Source organism: Pantoea sp. AS-PWVM4, assembly GCF_000468095.1.
GTDB lineage: Bacteria > Pseudomonadota > Gammaproteobacteria > Enterobacterales > Enterobacteriaceae > Pantoea > Pantoea phytobeneficialis.
Map to the genome: position 1 here is coordinate 74,195 of NZ_ASZC01000023.1, position 17,993 is coordinate 92,187.

The following is a 17,993-nucleotide window of genomic DNA, read 5'->3' on the forward strand; positions in this document are numbered from 1 at the left end:
CTTGCCTGCCCGCGCGAGCTGCGCTAAAGTCGCCCCCTTTTTTCCGGCATGGGGGACAATAATGTTTATCGGATTCGATTATGGCACCGCCAACTGTTCCATCGCAGTCAGCGATGCGGGCACACCACGGCTGCTGACGCTGGAAAATGGCCAGCGCCTGCTTCCCTCCATGATTTGCGCACCCACCCGCGAAGCTATCAGCGAATGGCTTTACCGTCACCATCAGGTGCCGACTCCCGATAGCGAAGGTCAGGCGTTGCTGCAACGCGCGTTGCGTTTTAACCGTGAAGAAGACATCGATGTGACCGCCAGCAGCGTCCAGTTTGGGCTTACTGCGTTGCAAAACTATATGGTTGACCCGGAAGAGGTGTGGTTTGTTAAATCGCCCAAATCCTTTCTCGGGGCCAACGGCCTGAAACCGCAGCAGATCGCGCTGTTTGAAGATTTGGTCTGCGCCATGATGCTGCATATCCGCCAGCAGGGTGAAAGCCAGCTCGACCAGCCAATTGATCAGGCGGTGATTGGTCGTCCGATTAACTTCCAGGGTCTGGGCGGAGATGAAGCGAATGAGCAGGCGCAGGGGATTCTACTGCGTGCGGCTAAACGCGCCGGTTTCCGCGATGTGGAATTTCAGTTTGAACCGGTGGCCGCAGGTTTGGATTTTGAAGCCACACTGACCAAAGAGACACGGGTGTTGGTGGTCGATATCGGCGGCGGTACTACCGACTGCTCGATGCTGTTGATGGGACCGGAATGGCGCAATAAAGCCGATCGTCGCGCCAGCTTGCTGGGGCACAGCGGTTGCCGCGTGGGCGGAAACGATCTGGATATTATGCTGGCGTTCAAAACCCTGATGCCGCTGCTCGGTCTTGGCGGTAACACGCAGAAAGGCATCGCCCTCCCCGCCCTGCCGTGGTGGAACGCGGTGGCGATCAACGATGTTCCGGCACAAAGCGAGTTTTACTCTGCCGCCTGCGGCAAGCTACTGCGCGACCTGGTACGTGATGCCCAGGATCCTGATCAGGTCACATACCTGCTGAAGGTATGGCAACAGAAACTGAGCTATCGGCTGGTGCGTGCGGCGGAAGAGAGCAAGATCGCGCTTTCCGATCAACCGGTTACCTCCGCTTCGCTGACATTTATTGCTGCGCAGTTGCAGACGGAAACCAGCGCGGCACAGCTGAAAGAGGCGATCAATCAACCGCTGGAACGCATTCTGGAACAGGTGCATCTGGCACTGGCGACCTGTGAGACCAAGCCGGAGGTGATCTATCTGACCGGCGGCAGCGCCCGTTCACCGGTGCTGCGTGCAGCGTTACAGCAGGCATTACCGGATACGCCCATTGCCAGTGGCGATGATTTTGGCTCAGTTACCGCAGGTCTGGCCCGTTGGGCCGAGATTATGTTCGGTTAACCAAACATAATTTTCGTCGCGGCGCGATTTATCGCGCAGAATTGGAGGCGTCCCACCGGACGCCTCTTTGGTAAGTGATTAATCAGAAATTGATATTCGCCGCGATACCGCCGATAAACGCATCTTTCACTTCGCTCACTGCCCCCGGCGCTACAACATATTGCAGGTTTGGACGCAGTTGCAGCCATTTGGTCAACTGAGCGTTGTAATAGATTTCATAGTTATATTCAGAACCATCCTGAATCGGCAGATAGGTCGGGCTGTTGTAGTCCGTTTCACCATTCGCCGCATTTTGCTGACGTAATGCAGTGGTATAGGAGCTGTTTACGTGGATACGTGCTGCACCAATACCAATTTCGTCGGCAGGACGCGCATCAAACGGTCCTTTCCAGGTAAAGCTGATGGATTGATAGTTGTCGGTTTTTGAGGTTTTGTGATCGTTCATCACCGCCTGAACCGTGACGCCCAGACCACGGCTGGCATCGCCGCCCTGCGCCGTCAGCTGTTGTTGCAACAGGACATAACCACCATAGGCATGCGCCTGATCCTGGTAAGCGCCATTACGCCAGCTGCCATACACATCGCCATCAACTGACGAATAGTAGTAACCGATACGGTAGTTACCCGGCAGTTTGTCCGGGCCAAAGGTCGGTTTCCAACCCAATTCCACCGGCACCATGTTGCCGAGTGAATTGTTCATATCAAGGCGGAAGCCATTGCCGGTATCGTAGTTTTTCGGGTTGTCGTTATAGAAGCCCACCTGGAAGAACACTTCCGGCGTAATGTTAACTTTGATACGACCGCCCCATTGTGAAACCGGCCAGTTGTACCAACGGTCGCCACGCCAGTTACCGGCCTGGCCACTGCCGAACGCCAGGTTCTGGAATTTGCTGTCGAAGTTATCGAAGTCTTCACCCACGGTGACACGACCCGCTTTGATATCGACCACGTCATTAAATAGTCCCTGGCGTAACCAGAATTGGGTTAAACGCCAGGTCTGACCGCGACCGTACACTTCCTGAACGGAAGAGAGCGTGCCAGTACGCGGATCGCCCACCTGATCAGAGATGTTCTGGCCATTACGATCGGTAATGGTCATCTGGAATTCGGCATCCTGCCAGTTCAGCAGTTTTTCCAGATCGAGATTGACACCAAACGCCCACTGATCGCTGTAGCGCATCGAGGTGTTTTTGTCATAACCGCCACCAAGGTTAGAGGCGCTTTCCATGGTGTAGTTAACGTCAAATTTGACGCCATCGTTCTCAAGCTGCGTTCGGTAACCGCCCCAGTCACCAAACATATAGGGAGAATCGTAGCTGAATGCATCTGCTGCCACGGCAGATGCGCTCAGCAGAGCGAACATAATCGTTCCCGCGGCCAGACGGCTCGGGATGCGTTGCACTGCTTCTTTTCTGTTCATAATGATTATTCTTTTGTGAGTTACTGGAAAGATCGAGCAGAGAATAGTGCTGAGGGTGGGGTGATTTTTGCAAATATGTGCTCAGAGTTCCCTGATGTGACAGTTAATTAATGCAATTGTGACAGCGATCTATGAATGAATATCTTTTGACAAAAATGGCATTTTTTGACTGGAAAAAATTACGCTCCGGTTAATTTCAGTAACCCATTGTTGCGGCGCGATAAATCGCACCGCGACGAAAGGATAATTAACCGGCACTGGCGCGCGACAGTTCTTCAATCTCTTGTTTACCTAACCTGAGTTGCGTTGCCTGCACCAAATCATCAATCTGCGCTAACGAGGTCGCGCTGACAATCGGCGCGGTGATGCTCGGGCGGGCAATCTGCCATGCCAGGGCGACCTGAGTGGGTGACGCATCATGGGAATCGGCCACGGTGTCCAGCGCATCAAGAATGCGCAAGCCGCGCGGATTAAGATATTTTGCGACCACGCCCTGTCCACGCGCACTTTTGCTGGCATCTGCTGCGGTACGATATTTGCCGCTGAGGAAGCCACTGGCCAGTGAATAGTAGTTAATCACGCCCAGCCCATGTTCCACTGCAACTTGCTCCAGACCGCTTTCATAGCCCTGGCGATCATACAGGTTGTACTCCGGTTGTAACGTTTCATAACGTGCCAGCCCCTGCTGCTCGCTGATGTCCAGCGCTTCCTGCAACCGTTCGGCGCTGTAGTTGGAGGCACCTATCGCCCGTACCTTCCCTTCTTTGATCAATGAATCGAACGCGGCCAGCGTGTCAGCCAGCGGCGTATCCTGATCATCGCGGTGCGCCTGATACAGGTCGATATAATCAGTTTGCAGACGACGCAGTGAGTCTTCCACCGCCTGGCGAATATATTGCGGTTTCAGGCCGGTTTTATCCGGTGACATCTCCATACCCACTTTGGTTGCCAGCACGATACTGTCGCGTTTGCCGGTTTTTTTCAGCCATTTACCAATAATGGTTTCCGATTCACCGCCCTGATTGCCAGGCGCCCAGCGCGAATAAACATCGGCGGTGTCAATAAACCACAATCCCTTCTCCACCAATGCATCCAGCAAGGAAAAGGACGTTTTCTCATCCACGGTCCAGCCAAACACATTCCCACCAAAAGTAAGAACCGGCACTGCTATACCCGTGTCGCCAAGCTGGCGAGTTGATTGTTGACTCATTTTATTTCTCCTTAATTGAAACGAGACGGCTCAGCTCTCCAGCTTAGCAAAGGGCAAAACCGGCTTATGAAAAAATCCTGATAAAATTCGTACAGAATATGAATACTTAGCGTGCACAGGACGATATTCTTATTTCCTTCAATTTTCGCCCATGCCTGGCGACTACAATTCTTTCGTTTGCGCTCCGGCAGGTTGGGCGGCGCATTTTGGGAAAACGAATTCGCTGGAGAGCACATAACTTCATGAACACCCGACGTCCATTGTTGAAAAAAAGCCTGATTACTCTGGCGATCGTCGCTGTACTGGCGGGCGGTTATTACTGGTGGCAACATCCGGCTGAACCCAATAAACAGCCACAGGCCGAAGGACAACGCCATCATGGACGCGGCGCGGGTGGTGCGAATGGCGCTAATCGTCGACCACTGGCCCCGGTTCAGGCCGCCACCGCCACCTTACAAAGCGTGCCACAGTATCTGACTGGCCTCGGCACCGTCACCGCTGCCAACACCGTCACGGTGCGCAGCCGGGTCGATGGTCAGTTAATGGCGCTGCATTTCACAGAAGGGCAACAGGTTAACGCTGGCGCGTTGCTGGCCGAGATCGACCCGCGCCCTTATCAGGTGGCGCTCACCCAGGCACAAGGACAACTGGCTAAAGATCAGGCCACGCTTGCCAACGCCAAACGCGATTTGGCCCGTTATGAAAAGCTGGCAAAAACCGCGCTGGTTTCACAGCAGGAACTGGATACCCAACGCTCGCTGGTGAGTGAAACCCTCGGCACCATCAAAGCCGATGAAGGCAACGTCGCCAGCGCGCAACTGAACCTGACCTACAGTCGGATTACCGCCCCCATCTCCGGGCGCGTCGGCCTGAAGCTGGTCGATGTTGGCAACTACATTACCTCTGGCGACACCACCGGTCTGGTGGTGATCACGCAAACGCATCCGATTGATGTGGTATTCAGCGTGGCCGAGAACAATATCAGTCAAATCCTCAAGGCACAGAAAAGCGGCCAGCCGCTGGTGGTGGATGCCTGGGATCGTAGCAACACCAGCCTGCTTGCCACAGGTTCGCTGCTGAGTATTGATAATCAGATTGATGTCACCACCGGTACCATCAAATTAAAAGCGCGTTTCAGCAATGAAGACGACGCGTTATTTCCCAACCAGTTCGTCAATGCACGCCTGAAAGTCGATACCTTGCAGGATGCGGTGGTTATCCCTGCCGCTGCGTTGCAAATGAGCAACGACGGCCATTTTGTCTGGGTGGTGAATAGCGAGAACAAGGTGAGCAAAAAACGCGTTACCGCCGGTTTGCAGGATAGCCAGAAAGTGGTGATCAGCGCCGGGCTGGAAGCGGGTGAACGTGTGGTAACCGACGGTCTGGATCGCCTGACTGAAGGCGCAACCGTTGAGATTGTCGCACCGCAGAGTACCGCCACCCACAGCACACGCGCTGCGCAGCCAGCACGCGGAGAACGTCAATAATGCAGGTTATGCCTCCCGACACCAGCGGTGGACCGTCACGCCTGTTTATTCTGCGCCCGGTGGCAACCACCCTGCTGATGATCGCCATTTTGCTGGCCGGTATCCTCGGTTATCGCTTCCTGCCGGTTTCCGCGCTGCCGGAGGTGGATTACCCGACCATTCAGGTCGTTACCCTTTACCCCGGCGCCAGCCCGGATGTGGTGACCTCGTCAATCACCGCACCGCTGGAGCGCCAGTTTGGTCAGATGTCGGGGCTGAAGCAGATGGCTTCGCAAAGTTCCGGTGGCGCATCGGTGATAACGCTGCAATTCCAGCTCACGCTGTCGCTCGATGTTGCCGAGCAGGAAGTGCAGGCGGCAATCAATTCCGCAACCAATCTTTTGCCGAGCGATCTGCCCAATCCACCGGTCTACAGTAAAGTTAACCCGGCCGATCCGCCGATCATGACCCTTGCCGTCACGACCACCAGCATGCCGCTCACCCAGGTGCAGGATATGGTGGAAACCCGTGTGGCGCAGAAGATTTCTCAGGTCAGCGGTGTCGGCCTGGTGACGCTCTCCGGCGGGCAGCGTCCCGCCGTGCGCGTGCAGATGAACGCGCAGGCGCTGGCAGCATTGGGGCTGACCAGCGAAACCGTGCGTACCGCCATCAGCAACGCTAACGTCAATTCGGCGAAAGGAAGCCTCGACGGCCCCACTCGTTCAATCACCCTGTCAGCCAACGATCAGATGACCTCTGCCGAGGATTATCGCCAGTTGATCATCAGCTACAACAACGGTGCACCGGTGCGTTTGGGCGATGTTGCCACCATCGAACAGGGCGCGGAAAATAGCTGGCTCGGTGCCTGGGCGAACCGTCAGGCCGCCATCGTGCTCAACGTACAACGCCAGCCAGGCGCTAACATTATCGCCACGGCAGATAACATTCGGGCGCTGCTGCCATCCCTGACCGCTGCGCTGCCGAAGTCGGTTGAAGTGAAAATGCTCACCGATCGCACCACCAATATCCGTGCCTCAGTGGCCGATACCCAGCACGAGCTGATGCTGGCAATTGGCCTGGTGGTGATGATCATCTATCTGTTTTTACGCAATGTCCCGGCCACCATTATTCCGGCGGTAGCCGTTCCCCTGTCACTGGTCGGCACCTTCGCCGCGATGTATTTTCTCGGTTTCTCGATCAACAACCTGACGTTAATGGCGCTGACCATCGCCACGGGCTTTGTGGTCGATGACGCCATCGTAGTGATTGAGAACATCTCCCGCTATCTGGAGAAAGGGGAAAAACCGCTTACCGCGGCGCTGAAAGGTGCCGGTGAAATCGGCTTCACCATTATCTCCCTCACCTTCTCCCTGATTGCGGTGCTGATCCCGCTGCTGTTTATGGGAGATGTGATTGGCCGTTTGTTCCGTGAATTTGCCGTCACCCTGGCTGTGGCGATCCTCATCTCCGCCGTGGTATCGCTGACGCTGACGCCGATGATGTGCGCACGCATGCTCAGTGCCGAATCCTTACGCAAACAGAACCGTTTTTCACGCGCCAGTGAAGCGATGTTTGATCGAGTAGTCGCCGGTTATGGCCGCTGGCTGACGCGGGTGCTGAAACATCCGTGGCTGACGTTGTCAGTCGCGCTGGGCACCCTGCTACTTACCGTTTTGCTATGGATCGTTATCCCCAAAGGATTCTTTCCGCAACAGGATAACGGCATCATTCAGGGCACCTTGCAGGCGCCACAGTCGGTCTCCTATGCCAACATGGCGCAACGCACCCGCGATGTCGCCTCGATCATCATGAAAGATCCGGCGGTGCAGAGTCTGACTTCATTTGTCGGGGTGGACGGCACCAATGCCGCCCTGAACAGCGCACGGCTGCAAATCAACCTCAAACCGTTAGCCGAGCGCGATGATCGTATCCCGGCAGTGCAGAAACGGTTGCAGGATGCGATCGCCAGCGTGCCGGGCGTGTCGTTGTGGCTGCAACCGGTCCAGGATCTCACCATCGATACTCAGGCCAGCCGCACCCCGTATCAGTTCACGCTGCAATCCGGCTCGCTTGATTCGCTGAGTACCTGGGTGCCGGCGCTGCAAAACCTGCTCAACACCCTGCCCGAACTGCGCGATGTCAGCAACGACTGGCAGGATCAAGGGTTAGAAGCCTTTATCCGTGTCGACCGCGACAGCGCCAGCCGTCTGGGTATCACTATGGCGGATGTCGATAACGCACTGTACAACGCCTTCGGTCAGCGTCTGATCTCAACCATTTACACCCAGGCCAATCAATATCGCGTGGTGTTAGGACAGAACAATGAGGCCACACCCGGCCTCGCCAGTCTGGACGGCATTCGTCTGACCAGCACCGATGGCGGCAGCGTGCCGCTGAGCGCGATTGCCAGAGTGGAAGAACGGCATGCGGCGTTGAGTATCAACCATCTCGACCAGTTTCCCTCAGCCACGTTCTCCTTTAACGTGGCCGACGGCTATTCACTTGGCGACGCCGTCAAAGCGGTCAGCGCAGCTGAAGATCAGGTCGGCATGCCTGCCGAGATGATGACCCAGTTCCAGGGCAGCACGCTGGCATTTGAAGCGGCGCTCACCAGTACGGTGTGGCTGATCATCGCGGCGGTGGTGGCGATGTATATCGTGCTGGGGGTGCTGTACGAAAGCTTTATCCATCCGGTGACCATCCTCTCAACGCTGCCTACCGCCGGGGTGGGGGCGCTGCTGGCGCTGATGATCAGCGGCAACGAACTGGATATTGTTTCGATCATCGGCATCATCTTGTTGATCGGTATCGTGAAGAAAAACGCCATCATGATGATCGACTTTGCGCTGGCGGCGGAACGGGAACAGGGTATGCCGCCGCGAGAGGCGATTTATCAGGCCTGTCTGCTGCGTTTCCGTCCGATCCTGATGACCACATTGGCCGCTCTGCTGGGTGCGCTGCCATTGATGCTGAGTACCGGCGCGGGGGCGGAGTTACGTCGGCCGCTGGGGATTGCTATGGCTGGCGGCCTGATCCTCAGCCAGATCCTGACGCTGTTCACCACTCCGGTCATCTACCTGTTGTTTGACCGCCTGGCACAGATCACGCGTCGCCGCTTCCGTCGCCCGGAGACGCAGCCGTGAAGTTCTTTGCCCTGTTCATCCACCGCCCCGTCGCCACCACGCTACTGACGCTGGCGATTGCGCTGGCGGGGATTCTCGGCTTCCGCCTGCTGCCGGTCGCGCCGCTACCGCAGGTTGATTTTCCGGTGATCGTGATTTCCGCATCGCTGCCGGGTGCCGCGCCGGAAACCATGGCCTCTTCGGTTGCGACGCCGCTGGAACGTTCGCTCGGGCGGATCGCTGGCGTCAGCGAGATGACCTCCACCAGCTCGCTGGGCAGCACGCGTATTATCCTGGTGTTTGATTTTGACCGCGACATCAACGGTGCCGCGCGCGATGTGCAGGCGGCAATCAACGCCGCGCAGAGCCTGTTGCCCACCGGGATGCCAAGCCGTCCGACTTACCGTAAGGCCAACCCTTCCGACGCGCCGATTATGATTCTGACGCTGACCTCGGAGATTTATAATCCCGGTCAGCTGTATGATTACGCCTCAACGCAACTGGCGCAGAAACTGTCGCAGATTGAAGGCGTTGGCGATGTTACGGTGGGCGGAAGCTCGCTGCCAGCGGTGCGTGTCGAGTTGAATCCGCAGGCGTTGTTCAATCAGGGCGTGTCACTGGATGCGGTGCGCACAGCCATTGCTAACGCCAACCAGCGCCGCCCACAAGGCGCGATTGATGACCATCAGCAACGCTGGCAATTGCGAACCAACGATGAACTGCAAACCGCCAGCGATTATCAGCCGCTGGTGGTGCACTACAACAACGGCGCGGCAGTACGGCTGCGTGATGTGGCGAACGTGCAGGATTCGGTGCAGGATGTGCGTAACGCCGGGATGACCAATGGCAAACCGGCGGTGCTGCTGGTGATCCGCAAATCCCCGGAAGCGAACGTCATCGACACCGTGGACCGTATTCGTGCCGAACTGCCGGAGCTGCATGATGTCATTCCGGCATCCATCGACCTGCAAGTGGCGCAGGATCGTTCGCCCACCATCCGCGCCTCCTTGCAGGAGGTGGAGCAGTCGCTGATCATCGCCGTCGCCCTGGTGATTCTGGTGGTGTTTTTCTTCCTGCGTGACGGACGCGCCACGTTAATCCCCGCCGCCGCAGTGCCGGTGTCGTTGATTGGTACCTTTGCCGCCATGTATCTGTGCGGCTTCAGTCTGAATAACCTGTCGTTGATGGCGCTTACCATCGCCACCGGTTTTGTGGTGGATGATGCCATCGTGGTGCTGGAGAATATCGCGCGCCATGTCGAAGCCGGGATGAAACCCTTACCGGCGGCGTTGCAGGGGGTACGTGAAGTCGGTTTTACCGTGCTGTCGATGAGCCTGTCCCTGATTGCGGTATTTCTGCCGCTGCTGATGCTCGGCGGTATCATTGGCCGCTTCTTCTCTGAATTCGCGATAACCCTCTCGGTGGCGATCCTGATCTCGCTGTTTATCTCCATCACCCTGACGCCAATGATGTGCGCATACCTGCTGAAACCACATGCTCCCCGCGCACAGCCGCGTCTGCGCGGTGCCGGACGCGTGCTGATGGCGGTACAGCATGGCTATGGTCGCTCACTCGGTTGGGTGCTGGATCATGCGCGCTGGGTCTTGCTGGTGCTGCTGGCCACCGTCGGGCTGACCATCTGGCTGTTTATCTCGATTCCCAAAACCTTTATGCCAGAGCAGGATACCGGACGACTGACCGGCTTTATCTCTGCCGACCAGAGCATCTCCTTTCAGGCGATGCGGGGGAAATTGCAGGACTTTATGAACATCATCAAGGCCGACCCGGCGGTGGATAATGTCACCGGTTTCACCGGTGGCTCGCGCACCAACAGCGGCTCGATGTTTATCTCCCTTAAGCCGCTTTCCGAACGGAGTGAAACCGCCCAGCAGGTGATTGCCCGCCTGCGTACCAAATTGGCAAAGGAGCCGGGCGCTAATCTGTATCTCAATGCGGTGCAGGACATCCGTATTGGTGGACGCGAGTCAAACGCCAGTTACCAGTACAGCCTGCTGTCCGATAACCTGGCGGATTTGCGCACTTGGGAGCCGCAGATCCGTAAAGCGTTTGCCGCCCTGCCGGAGCTGGCCGACGTCAACTCTGATCAACAGGATAACGGCAGCGAGATGGCGCTGACTTACGATCGCGAGAGCATGGCGCGGCTGGGGATTGATGTTTCCGCCGCTAACGCCTTACTGAATAACGCCTTTGGTCAGCGGCAGATTTCGACCATCTATCAACCACTGAACCAGTACAAAGTGGTGATGGAAGTGGAACCACGTTACACCCAGGATATCAGCGCACTGGAGCAAATGTTTGTCATCAACAGCGACGGAAAAGCTATCCCGCTGAGTTGGTTTGCCCGCTGGCAACCGGCCAATGCGCCGTTGTCCGTTAACCATCAGGGCTTATCTGCCGCTTCGACTATCTCTTTTAACCTGCCGGAAGGCGTATCCTTGTCGCAGGCGTCCGATGCGATTGACCGCACCATGACGGCACTGGGTGTCCCCAGCAGCGTGCGTGGCAGCTTTGCCGGTACGGCGCAGGTGTTCCAGCAGTCGCAATCCAGCCAGCTGTACCTGATTCTGGCGGCAATTGCGGCGGTGTATATCGTGTTGGGGATTTTGTATGAGAGCTATGTCCATCCGCTGACTATTCTCTCTACCCTGCCCTCCGCCGGAGTCGGTGCGCTGCTGGCGCTGGAGCTGTTTAACACCCCGTTCAGCCTGATTGCGCTGATCGGCATTTTGCTGCTGATTGGCATCGTGAAAAAGAACGCGATTATGATGGTCGACTTTGCGCTGGAGGCGGAACGAAACGGCAACCTGACGGCGCGTGAGGCAATATTTCAGGCGTGCCAGCTGCGTTTTCGCCCGATTCTGATGACCACACTGGCCGCGCTGTTTGGCGCACTGCCGTTGGTACTGACCAGCGGCGATGGCGCAGAACTGCGGCAACCGCTCGGCATCACCATCGCTGGAGGCCTGGTCATGAGCCAGCTGCTGACGCTCTACACCACACCGGTGGTGTATCTGATGATGGATAAGCTGCGACGCAGGAAGCGCCCGGCGCTGATCAATATTCAGGAGAATTAACGGGATGAAGAGACCATGACCACTCAGAACGCGACGGTGCGCTGGCAATTGTGGATTGTCGCTTTTGGCTTTTTTATGCAGTCGCTGGATACCACCATCGTCAACACCGCCATTCCGTCGATGGCGCGCGACCTCAGCGTCAGTCCACTGCATATGCATTCGGTGATTGTCTCCTATGTGCTGACGGTGGCCGTCACCCTACCGCTAAGTGGCTGGCTGGCTGACCGTTTTGGTGTGCGGAATATCTTCTTCACCGCCATCGTATTATTCAGCATTGGTTCAGTGTTCTGCGCCTTCTCCGGCACGCTGGATCAACTGGTGCTGGCGCGTGTTATTCAAGGGGTCGGCGGCGCGATGATGGTGCCTGTCGGGCGCTTAACGGTGATGAAAATCGTCCCACGCGAGCAATATATGTCGGCGATGACCTTTGTTACCCTACCCGGCCAGGTCGGTCCGCTGCTCGGTCCGGCGCTGGGCGGTATTCTGGTACAGTACGCCAGTTGGCACTGGATCTTCCTGATCAACATCCCGGTCGGCATCATTGGTGCCATTGCCACCCTCGCGATTATGCCCAACTACACCATGCAAACCCGACGCTTCGACTTTCTCGGCTTCGGTTTACTGGCCGTAGGCATGGCGACCCTGACGCTGGCGCTTGATGGACAGCGAAGCACCGATGGCTCTGCGCTGCTGCTCGGTCTGCTGATCCTGGTTGGCGTCTTTTCCCTGCTGTTTTATTTGATGCACGGTCGTAACAACGACGATGCCCTGTTTAGCCTGAAATTATTTGATAACCGCATCTACTCCATCGGTTTGCTCGGCAGTTTTACCGGTCGCATCGGCAGCGGCATGCTGCCGTTTATGACGCCGATTTTCTTGCAGGTGGGCCTCGGCTTCAGCCCGTTCCACGCGGGGCTGATGATGATCCCAATGGTGCTGGGTAATATGGGGATCAAACGCGTGGTGGTGAGGATCGTGAATCTGTTCGGTTACCGCAATGCGTTGGTGGGTGGCACCTGCGCGCTCGCGCTGGTGGTGCTGCTGTTCCCGGCGGTCGCGTTGCTGGGCTGGACCTGGCTGCTGCCGGTGGTGTTACTGCTTCAGGGGATGGTCAACGCCATTCGCTTCTCATCCATGAACACCCTGACGCTGAAAGAGCTGCCAGATGAACTGGCGTCCAGCGGCAACAGTTTGCTGTCGATGATCATGCAGCTCTCCACCAGCATTGGTGTCACCATCGCTGGCCTGCTGCTGGGTGCTTTCGGTCATGGCGCCATCGCCAACAGCGCAGCAGCCCACCAAACCTTTATCTACGCTTACCTCAGCATGGCGCTGGTGATTATTCTGCCTGCGCTGGTGTTCTGGCGTGTGCCGAAAGATGTGAGCAAAAACGTCGATCTGCGACGCAAAAGGAGTGAAGGATGAAGCGCGCGCTGAAACTCGGCATTGGTCCCAAGCTGTTTATGGCGATTTTTTCCACCTGCATGCTGGTGATTATCATCATGCACTGGGGGGTGCGGCTCAGCTTTGAACACGGCTTTGTCGATTACATTCGTAAAGGGAATGAACAACGTCTGACGCTGCTGAGCGATGCGCTTGCTGACCAATATGAACAGCACGGTAACTGGGATTTCCTGCGCAACAATGACCGGCTGATTTTTTCTATCCTGCGTTCGCTGGAGCAGAACCCCGGCAGCGGTAACCTGCTGCCGCCACACGGCTGGCGCACCCAGTTCTGGATTATCGATCAGCAATACAAGGTACTTTCTGGCCCGCGATCCCCGGTCCCCCCTGAAGGGACAAGACGCAATATCACCACCAGCAATGGCAAAGTGGTTGGCTGGGTGATCGGCTCACCTGCTGAACGCCTCACCCGCAGCACTGACATCAATTTTGACCAACAACAGCGCCGCACCAGTTGGATCATCGTAGGCTTTACGGCACTGATGGCAGCGCTGGCGACCTGGCTGATGGCGCGCGGCTTGTTGGCCCCGGTAAAAAGGCTGGTGGATGGCACCCACCATCTGGCCGCAGGCGATTTCGCCACGCGGGTAGAAGTGGGCAGCAGCGACGAACTCGGCCAGTTGGCGCGCGACTTTAACCAGCTTGCCAGCTCGCTGGAAAAAAACGAGAGCAACCGCCGCGCCTTTATGGCGGATATCTCCCATGAACTGCGCACGCCGCTGGCGATCCTGCGTGGCGAGCTGGAGGCCATGCAGGATGGTGTGCGCAAACTGACGCCGGAAGCCATCTCTTCGCTACAAAGCGAAGTGGTGGTGTTGACCAAGCTGGTGGATGATTTACATCAGTTATCACTCTCTGATGCCGGTGCCCTTGCCTATCGCAAGCAGGCGGTGGATTTGGTCCATCTGCTGGAGGTGGCGGCGGGTAGCTTCGGCGAACGCTATCGCAGCCGCCAGCTGACCTTGCAGCTGACATTGCCAGCAGAAGCGCCGAGTTTCGGCGATCCCGATCGGCTGATGCAGCTGTTCACCAACCTGCTGGAAAACAGCCTGCGCTATACCGATGCCGGTGGTCAGGTGCGCCTGACCATGAAAAACCTCGGCGACAGTTGGCAGCTCTGCTTTGCCGACAGCGCGCCTGGTGTGGACCCGGCCCATCAGGCCCGGTTGTTTGAGCGTTTCTTCCGCACGGAGAGTTCACGCAACCGTGCCAGCGGCGGCTCGGGTCTCGGTCTGGCGATCTGCAAAAATATTGCGGAAGCGCATGGTGGCAGCATTAGTGCAGATCTCTCTGATTTAGGTGGTCTGCAAATCACGCTAAACTTGCCTTATGTTCCCCATTAAGCACAGCCTATGAGCACGGAAAAGCACGACCCTTTAATCCTTGTTGTTGAAGACGAGCCGAAACTGGCGCAGCTGATGATTGATTATCTGCAAGCGTCCAACTATCGAACCCACCATATTGGCAACGGCAGCGAAGTGTTGAGTTATGTGCAGCAGACGCCGCCGGATTTGATGCTGCTGGATTTAATGTTGCCAGGCCGCGATGGCTTAACCTTGTGTCGCGAAATTCGTCGTTTCTCCGAATTACCGATCATCATGGTAACGGCGCGCACCGAAGAAATTGATCGCCTGCTTGGCCTGGAAATCGGAGCCGACGACTATATCTGCAAACCCTTCAGTCCGCGTGAAGTGGTAGCGCGGGTGAAAACCATTTTGCGCCGCGTCAAACGGACGCCGGAAGAGGCGCAGCAGGCGTCACATCTGGTGATCGATGAGGGGCGTTTCCAGGCCACCTGGCGTGAACAGCAACTGGAGCTGACCCCAGCCGAGTTTCGGCTGTTGAAAACGCTGGCGCTGGAACCCGGTAAAGTGTTTTCGCGTGAACAGTTGCTCAACCATCTGTACGACGATTATCGCGTGGTGACCGATCGCACCATCGACAGCCACATCAAAAATCTGCGCCGTAAGCTGGAAAGTCTCGACGCGGAGCAACCGTTTATCCGCGCGGTATACGGCATGGGCTATCGCTGGGAGGCCGATGTCTGCCGCATCCTGTAGCAATCAGCGCCTTACCTTGATCCAGGTCAATTTACTTCGTGAGTGGCCCTGCCTAAAATTCCCCACCTTTTGCAGGGCCGTCTGATACGGCCACTGCACCTGCCATCGTCGATGGCATGCTGACCTGACATCAGTGAGATCCCATGTTTAAACCTGAACTGCTTTCTCCAGCGGGAACGCTGAAGAATATGCGCTATGCCTTTGCCTATGGCGCTGACGCGGTGTATGCCGGGCAACCGCGCTACAGCCTGCGCGTGCGCAATAACGAATTCACCCATGAAAACCTCGCCAAAGGCATCGATGAAGCCCACCGACTTGGCAAAAAATTCTATGTGGTGGTGAACATCGCACCGCATAACGCCAAACTGAAGACCTTTATCCGCGATCTGACTCCGGTGGTGGCAATGCAGCCGGACGCGTTGATCATGTCCGATCCCGGCCTGATTATGCTGGTACGCGAAGCCTTCCCGGCGATGGCGATCCATCTCTCGGTACAGGCTAACGCCGTCAACTGGGCGACGGTGAAATTCTGGCAGCAGATGGGGTTAACCCGCGTGATTCTTTCGCGCGAATTGTCACTGGAGGAGATCGGTGAAATTCGTCAGCAGGTGCCGGCAATGGAGATCGAGATCTTCGTACACGGCGCGCTATGCATGGCCTATTCTGGCCGTTGTTTACTGTCCGGTTATCTGAATAAACGCGATCCCAACCAGGGGACCTGTACCAACGCCTGCCGCTGGGAATATAAGGTGGCGGAAGGCCAGCAGGACGAGGTCGGCAATATTGTCGGTTTCCACCAACCGGTTGAGGTTCAAGCAGCCACACCGACGTTGGGACTGGGTACGCCAACGGATCGCGTTTTTCTGCTGGAAGAGAAAATGAAACCGGGCGAAACCATGAGCGCATTCGAGGATGAGCACGGCACCTATATCATGAATTCGAAAGATCTACGCGCCGTGGCACATGTTGAACGTTTGAGCCAGATGGGCGTGCATTCGCTGAAGATCGAAGGCCGTACCAAATCGTTTTATTACTGCGCCCGTACCGCCCAGGTGTATCGCCGGGCCATCGATGATGCCGCCGCAGGTAAACCCTTCGATCCTTCGCTGCTGGAAACCCTGGAGGGTCTGGCACATCGTGGCTACACCGAAGGTTTCCTGCGTCGTCATACCCATGACAGCTACCAAAACTACCAACAAGGCTATTCGGTGTCGGAACGCCAGCAGTTTGTCGGTGAATTTACCGGTGAACGCCGTGGCGAGTGGGCGCAGGTGGCCGTGAAGAATAAATTCTTGCTGGGTGATGAGCTGGAAATCATGACCCCCAATGGCAATCTGAATTGTCGGCTGGAAGCGATGCAGAATGACAAGGGAAGCGCCGTTGATGTGGCACCGGGGGATGGTCATCGTGTCTGGCTGCCGGTACCCGAGCACGTCGATCTCGCTTTCGCATTGTTACTGCGTAACTTTTCCGCTGGCGATAGCACGCGCGATCCACACGCCAGCAACCACACTTAATGAAAAGAAATGGGTGAAATTAGAACAGGATCACAGACCGCCGTTTCGCCCTGGCGTAAACTCGCTTTCGCTGCTAACGAGTAACAATAATCAGCAGGTAGTACCAGGAACCACCTCATTCACCCGCCCGGCTCCCCCGTGCGGGTTTTCTTTTTTTCATCCCCGCACCGATAAAGTTCCTGTCCCGGCTATGCTATAACCACTTTTATCTGTAATGCCTCAGGGAATGGACGATGCAAAACCAACCACTTACCTTATTGATTTTGAATGGCAAAGGTGCCGGAAATGAAGAACTCCGCACCGCGGTAAATAAATTGCGTGATGAAGGCTTTAATCTGGCCGTGCGTGTCACCTGGGAAAAAGGCGATGGCGACCGCTACGTGCAGGAAGCCGTCCGTTTGCAGGCGGAAACGGTGGTAGCTGGCGGCGGCGATGGCACCATCAACGAAATTGCCACCGCACTGGCAGCGCTACCCGCAGACCACCGTCCTGCGCTGGGCATGCTGCCGTTGGGTACCGCGAATGATTTTGCCACCAGCGTCGGTATTCCGCTGGAGATGGAACCGGCACTGCGTCTCGCGGTGCTCGGCAAGGCTACCGCCATCGACCTGGCGCGCGTCAATGGCGATCGCTACTTTATCAATATGGCGACCGGCGGTTTTGGCACTCGCATTACTACCGAAACACCGGAAAAACTCAAATCCGCGTTAGGTGGTGTCTCCTATTTTATTCATGGCCTGATGCGTGTTGATGCCCTCAAACCGGACCGCTGTGAAATCGCAGCACCTGGTTTTAACTGGCAGGGGGATGCGCTGGTCATTGGTATTGGCAACGGACGTCAGGCAGGTGGCGGCCAAAAATTGTGTCCTGACGCGCTGATTAATGATGGCCAGCTCAATCTGAGCATCGTCACCGCCCAGGAACTGCTGCCGACCCTGTTGCATTCGCTGACGCGCGATGATGAAAACCCCAACATTGTCTCAGCGAAGTTGCAGTCACTGAATATCCGCTCTCCCCACGAGATGACATTTAACCTGGACGGCGAACCCCTGAGCGGTAGCGAATTCCAGATCGAGGTGCTGCCCGGCGCATTGAGCTGCCGTCTGCCGCCGCAGTGTCCGCTACTGGCGTAATTTGTCTCTTCCGCGTAGCGGCGCGATTTATCGCGCGAGGTTTTCTGCCAGCATGCACAGAACCGCGCGATAAATCGCGCCGCGACGTTCCG

The 17,993-nt window shown here is 56.6% G+C and carries 11 protein-coding genes; 9 read left to right on the forward strand and 2 right to left on the reverse strand.

The features are described from left to right. Nucleotides 1–61 precede the first annotated feature (61 nt). Nucleotides 62–1,414 carry a molecular chaperone gene (yegD, locus tag L579_RS20035; protein ID WP_021185987.1) on the forward strand — a complete coding sequence of 451 codons (1,353 nt, stop codon included), beginning with the start codon at nt 62–64 and terminating at the stop codon, nt 1,412–1,414. Nucleotides 1,415–1,496: 82 nt separating this feature from the next. Here yegD and L579_RS20040 read toward each other — a convergent pair whose 3' ends face one another. Both L579_RS20040 and L579_RS20045 read right to left on the reverse strand, forming a co-directional pair. Then, nucleotides 1,497–2,834 (reverse strand): carbohydrate porin, encoded by a 1,338-nt coding sequence (locus L579_RS20040; RefSeq protein WP_021185988.1) that lies wholly within the window; start codon nt 2,832–2,834, stop codon nt 1,497–1,499. A 247-nt stretch (nt 2,835–3,081) separates the two neighbouring features. Next, nucleotides 3,082–4,044 carry an aldo/keto reductase gene (locus tag L579_RS20045; RefSeq protein ID WP_021185989.1) on the reverse strand — a complete coding sequence of 321 codons (963 nt, stop codon included), beginning with the start codon at nt 4,042–4,044 and terminating at the stop codon, nt 3,082–3,084. Nucleotides 4,045–4,286: 242 nt separating this feature from the next. On the opposite strand from L579_RS20045, the gene L579_RS20050 reads away from it, so the two are divergent. From L579_RS20050 to yegS, 8 genes are all read left to right on the forward strand, one after another. Then, nucleotides 4,287–5,531 (forward strand): MdtA/MuxA family multidrug efflux RND transporter periplasmic adaptor subunit, encoded by a 1,245-nt coding sequence (locus tag L579_RS20050; RefSeq protein WP_021185990.1) that lies wholly within the window; start codon nt 4,287–4,289, stop codon nt 5,529–5,531. Next, entirely contained in the window at nt 5,531–8,653 is a 3,123-nt protein-coding gene (locus tag L579_RS20055; protein ID WP_021185991.1) for an MdtB/MuxB family multidrug efflux RND transporter permease subunit, read from the forward strand. The genes L579_RS20050 and L579_RS20055 overlap by 1 nt, the downstream gene beginning before the upstream one ends. After that, nucleotides 8,650–11,727, forward strand: a complete 3,078-nt coding sequence (gene mdtC / locus L579_RS20060; protein ID WP_021185992.1) for a multidrug efflux RND transporter permease subunit MdtC — start codon at nt 8,650–8,652, stop codon at nt 11,725–11,727. Before L579_RS20055 ends, mdtC begins: the two co-directional genes overlap by 4 nt. A 15-nt stretch (nt 11,728–11,742) precedes the next feature. Then, nucleotides 11,743–13,152, forward strand: coding sequence for a multidrug transporter subunit MdtD (gene mdtD, locus L579_RS20065; RefSeq protein WP_021185993.1), 1,410 nt, complete (start codon nt 11,743–11,745; stop codon nt 13,150–13,152). After that, complete coding sequence (baeS, locus tag L579_RS20070; protein WP_021185994.1) at nt 13,149–14,534, forward strand: two-component system sensor histidine kinase BaeS; 1,386 nt, start codon at nt 13,149–13,151, stop codon at nt 14,532–14,534. Before mdtD ends, baeS begins: the two co-directional genes overlap by 4 nt. Nucleotides 14,535–14,543: 9 nt before the next feature. Beyond that, on the forward strand, nt 14,544–15,251 hold the full coding sequence (baeR, locus tag L579_RS20075) for a two-component system response regulator BaeR (protein ID WP_021185995.1): 708 nt from the start codon (nt 14,544–14,546) through the stop codon (nt 15,249–15,251). 143 nt (nt 15,252–15,394) lie between these two features. Beyond that, nucleotides 15,395–16,768 (forward strand): prephenate-dependent tRNA uridine(34) hydroxylase TrhP, encoded by a 1,374-nt coding sequence (gene yegQ / locus L579_RS20080; protein ID WP_021185996.1) that lies wholly within the window; start codon nt 15,395–15,397, stop codon nt 16,766–16,768. A 233-nt stretch (nt 16,769–17,001) separates the two neighbouring features. Then, nucleotides 17,002–17,901, forward strand: a complete 900-nt coding sequence (yegS, locus tag L579_RS20085; protein ID WP_021185997.1) for a lipid kinase YegS — start codon at nt 17,002–17,004, stop codon at nt 17,899–17,901. Nucleotides 17,902–17,993 lie beyond the last annotated feature (92 nt).